Genomic DNA, 3,966 nt, shown 5'->3' with positions numbered 1-3,966 from the left:
TGTTTTTTTTTTTTTTTTTTTTGTTTTTTTTTTTTTTCCCCCCCCCCCCCCCCCCCCCCCCCCCCCCCCCCCCCCCCCCCCCCCCCCGCTCCCACAAACCTTCATTCCAATCAGCGGCGTACCACCCCTGGCAGCACGCAGAGCATTTCGAACAACAGGTTGGCGCCCAGCAGCGAGGTGTTGCCGGTGGTGTCGTAAGGTGGGGAGACCTCGACCAGGTCACAGCCGATCAGGTCCAGGCCGTGGCAGCCGCGGATGATCTCCATCGCCTGGATGGTGGTCAAGCCGCCGATTTCCGGAGTGCCGGTACCAGGAGCCCAGGCCGGGTCGATGCCGTCGATGTCGAAGGACAGGTAGACCGGGCCACCACCGACTTTCTCACGCACTTCGGCCATCAGCGGTTCCAGCGACTTGTGCCAGCACTCTTCGGCCTGGACTACGCGAAAGCCCTGGCGACGGCTCCAGTTGAAGTCGTCGGCGGTGTAGCCCTGGGCGCGCAGGCCGATCTGCACCACGCGGTCGCAATCAAGCAGGCCTTCTTCCACGGCGCGGCGGAAGGTGGTGCCGTGGGCGATCTTCTCGCCGAACATGTGGTCGTTGACGTCGGCGTGGGCGTCGATGTGCACCAGGCCGATCTTGCCGTGCTTCTTGTGCAGCGCGCGCAGGATCGGCAGGGTGATGGTGTGGTCGCCGCCCAGGGTCAGCGGGATGACATTGTGCTCGACGATCTCGTCGTAGGCTTCTTCGATGATGCGCACGGCGTCGAGCAGGTTGAAGGTGTTGATCGCCACGTCACCGATGTCGGCGACCGACAGCGAGTCGAACGGAGCGGCGCCGGTGGCCATGTTGTACGGGCGGATCATCACCGACTCGGCGCGGATCTGCCGTGGGCCGAAGCGGGTGCCCGAGCGCAGCGAGGTACCGATGTCCAGGGGCACGCCGATGAAGGCGGCGTCCAGGCCTTGGGCGCTTTGCAGGTGGGGCAGGCGAAGCATGGTGGCGATGCCGCCGAAACGCGGCATTTCGTTGCCGCCCAGTGGTTGGTGGAGAGTCTTGTCCACGGTGGGCCTCATCAGTCGGTCGATTGTTATGTTTGTTCGAACCTGTGCCGCCGCGCGCCTCGAAGAACGATAGGGGCCGGCGGGCAGGGACATTTCGCCGCAGTCTGCGCAAGGTAGTGCGGCGGAAGAATCGCTACCGACAAATACTTACTTCAGGAATTTCTGAACTATCCGCCTGAAGGCGCGTTAGACTCTGGCGATTTCCAGCCCGCGGAACCCACGCCCCATGGCCTCATCGCTGCCCGACCTGAAACTGCTGCGCATCTTCGCCAGCGTGGTGCGCCACCAGGGGTTCGCCAACGCCCAGCGCGACCTCAACCTGTCGACGTCGGCCATCAGCACCTACATGAGCCAGTTGGAGGGCGCCCTGGGTATCGTCCTCTGCCACCGTGGCCGTGGTGGTTTCAGCCTGACCAGCAAGGGCGAGCTGTTCCATCAGGAGACCCTGCGCCTGCTCGGCGAACTGGATGGTTTCGAGCAGTACGCGGCGGCGCTCAAGGGCGAACTGCGCGGCACTCTCAACCTCGGGGTGATCGACTCCACGGTGGGTGATCGCGCCCTGCCGCTGGCCGAGGCCATCGGTGCCTACAGCCAGGAGCACCCGGGGGTGCACTTGCACCTGTCGGTCTCCAGCCCCTACGAATTGCAGCTGGGCGTGCAGGACAACCGCCTGGACCTGGCCATCGGCGCCTTCTCTTCGCGCATGAGCGGCCTGGTGTACCAGCCGCTGTACCGCGAGCAGCACTGGCTGTACTGCAGCAGCCGCCACTCGCTGTTCGCCGAGCGGCGCATCCCGGAGCCGGTGATCACCCAGCAGCGCATGGTCGGGCGCGGTTACTGGAGCCAGGCCGAGCTGGCCCGCCACGGCTTCAAACACAGCGCGGCGACGGTGGAGAGCATGGAGGCGCAACTGATCCTGATTCTCTCCGGCGCCTACATCGGCTACCTGCCCGAGCACTACGCCCAGGCCTGGGTCGACAAGGGCGACTTGCGGGTATTGTCGCCGGCCACCTTCGGTTACCAGGCGCCGTTTTCGCTGATCATCCGCCGCGGCCGCAGCCGGGAACCCTTGATCCAGACGTTCCGCGACCTGCTCAAGAGCCAGCTCAACGTTGGCTGAACAATGTCGTTTTCAGCTCATTCCGTCAGGTCGGTAAAAATTCCTGCAAAACTTGACCACTGACGTGATGGCCTTCTGCTAAACATCTACTTGCTTTGATGAATTTCCCACTCATCTGGATAAGCAAGGGATCGCCAACGATGCGCATGAATTTGCCCGTCACCGAACACGAAAGAACCTTTCCCAACCACCAGCGGCTGATTTCCACCACCGACCTCAACAGCCGCATCACCTACTGCAACGACGCTTTCGTGGCCATCAGCGGTTTCACCTACGACGAACTCGTCGGCCAGACACACAACCTGGTGCGTCACCCGGACATGCCGCCGTCAGTCTTTGGCCATATGTGGGACACCATCAAGCAAGGCAAGCCCTGGATGGGGGTGGTCAAGAACCGCGCCAAGAACGGCGATTTCTACTGGGTCAGCGCCTATGTCACAGCGGTGTACGAGAACGGCCGCATCAGCGGCTACGAGTCGGTGCGTTCGGTGCCCACCCGCGAGCAGATCCGCCGTGCCGAAGCGCTCTACGCGCGCCTGCGCGCCGGTCGCTCGCCGGTGGCGTTGGCCGCGCGCCTGGGCCATGGCATCGGTCACGGCTGGCCGTTGATCGGTGCCGGGCTGATATCGGCCGCCGGCTATCTGTGGTTGCCCCAGTACGCCGCACTGGGGGTGCTGATGGCCAGCCTGCTGGCGGCCTGGTACCTGGTCGAGCACCGGCAGAACCAGGCCATCCGCCGTACCCTGCAGGAGCATCCCAAAGCGTTCACCAGCCCGCTGGTGGCCCTGACCTACAGCGACAACCCCGGCCTGCAGGGCCAGCTCGACCTGGCGATCCTCAGTGAAGAGGCACGTCTGCAGACCGCGCTGACCCGCCTGGTGGACGCCGGGGTCGGGGTCAAGTCGCGGGCCGCGCAGTCCGCGGACCTGTCCGACGCCCAGGCGCAGATGCTCGACCGCCAGCGCAGCGAAACCGATCAGTCGGCCACCGCCATCGCGCAGATGGCGGCGACCATCCAGCAGGTCACCCACAACGTGCAGAGCACCGCCCATGCCGCCAGCGACGCCGACCAGCTGGCCCAGCAGGGCAGCGACCTGGCCCAGCAGAGCCTGCGCGCGATGGGCAGCATGAGCGAGGCGGTGAGCGATATCGGCCAGGCGGTCAATGCCTTGGCCGAGCAGACCCAATCGATCGGCAGCGTGGTGGACGTGATCACCTCTATTGCCGAGCAGACCAATCTGCTGGCGCTCAACGCCGCGATCGAAGCCGCCCGTGCCGGTGAACAGGGCAGGGGCTTTGCCGTGGTCGCCGACGAGGTCCGCTCGCTGGCCCAGCGTACCCGCGCCTCCACCGAGGAGATCCACCACATCATCGCCGGCCTGCGCACTGGCGCCGACCGTGCGGTGGCCAGTGCCAGCCGCGGCCAGCAGATCTCCAGCGACAGCGTGCACAGTGTCGAGGCGGTGCAGGAAGCGTTGTCCGGCATCGCCCAGGCGGTCAGCCGCATCACCGGCATGAGCCAGCAGATGGCCACGGCGTCCGAGCAGCAGAGCCACGTGGCCGAAGACATCAACCAGCAGATCGTGCGCATTGCCCAGCTGTGCGATGAAAGTGCCGGGCAGGCCAGGCAGGGGGCCGAGATCAGCCAGGACCTGGAGCGCATGGCGGAGTACCTGCATAGCCTGGCGGAGCGGTTCAACCGGTAGTGGCTGGCTGTCGGGCCAATCGCGGGGCAAGCCCGCTCCCACGAGTGAGCCCTCGTGGGAGCGGGCTTGCCCCGCGATT

Annotated in this window: 3 protein-coding genes and 1 pseudogene; 3 read left to right on the top strand and 1 reads right to left on the bottom strand. The window is 65.3% G+C overall.

Features of this window, described 5'->3' with window-relative positions:
- Positions 1 to 110: 110 nt before the first annotated feature.
- Complete coding sequence (gene speB / locus ACO6VM_RS14790; RefSeq protein WP_110996363.1) at positions 111 to 1,061, bottom strand: agmatinase; 951 nt, start codon at positions 1,059 to 1,061, stop codon at positions 111 to 113.
- A 226-nt stretch (positions 1,062 to 1,287) separates the two neighbouring features.
- On the opposite strand from speB, the gene ACO6VM_RS14785 reads away from it, so the two are divergent.
- From ACO6VM_RS14785 to ACO6VM_RS14775, 3 genes and pseudogenes are all read left to right on the top strand, one after another.
- A complete protein-coding gene (locus tag ACO6VM_RS14785; RefSeq protein ID WP_110996362.1) occupies positions 1,288 to 2,181 on the top strand; it encodes a LysR family transcriptional regulator in 894 nt (297 codons plus the stop codon).
- Between the two features lie 98 nt (positions 2,182 to 2,279).
- Positions 2,280 to 2,624: pseudogene (locus tag ACO6VM_RS14780) on the top strand (PAS domain-containing protein); the annotation flags it as partial.
- 234 nt (positions 2,625 to 2,858) lie between these two features.
- On the top strand, positions 2,859 to 3,887 hold the full coding sequence (locus ACO6VM_RS14775) for a methyl-accepting chemotaxis protein (protein WP_374045897.1): 1,029 nt from the start codon (positions 2,859 to 2,861) through the stop codon (positions 3,885 to 3,887).
- The last annotated feature ends 79 nt before the right edge of the window (positions 3,888 to 3,966 follow it).

It is taken from the genome of Pseudomonas sp. GZD-209, assembly GCF_049310485.1.
Lineage (GTDB): Bacteria > Pseudomonadota > Gammaproteobacteria > Pseudomonadales > Pseudomonadaceae > Aquipseudomonas > Aquipseudomonas sichuanensis.
Note: the sequence above shows the minus strand (reverse complement) of the source record. Positions and strands in the feature narration are given on the sequence as shown.

What these genes read in the sequence shown, in the direction of transcription:
- ACO6VM_RS14785 (WP_110996362.1), top strand. Translation starts at nt 1,288, where the DNA reads ATGGCCTCATCGCTGCCCGACCTGAAACTGCTGCGCATCTTCGCCAGC.
- ACO6VM_RS14775 (WP_374045897.1), top strand. Translation starts at nt 2,859, where the DNA reads ATGGCCAGCCTGCTGGCGGCCTGGTACCTGGTCGAGCACCGGCAGAAC.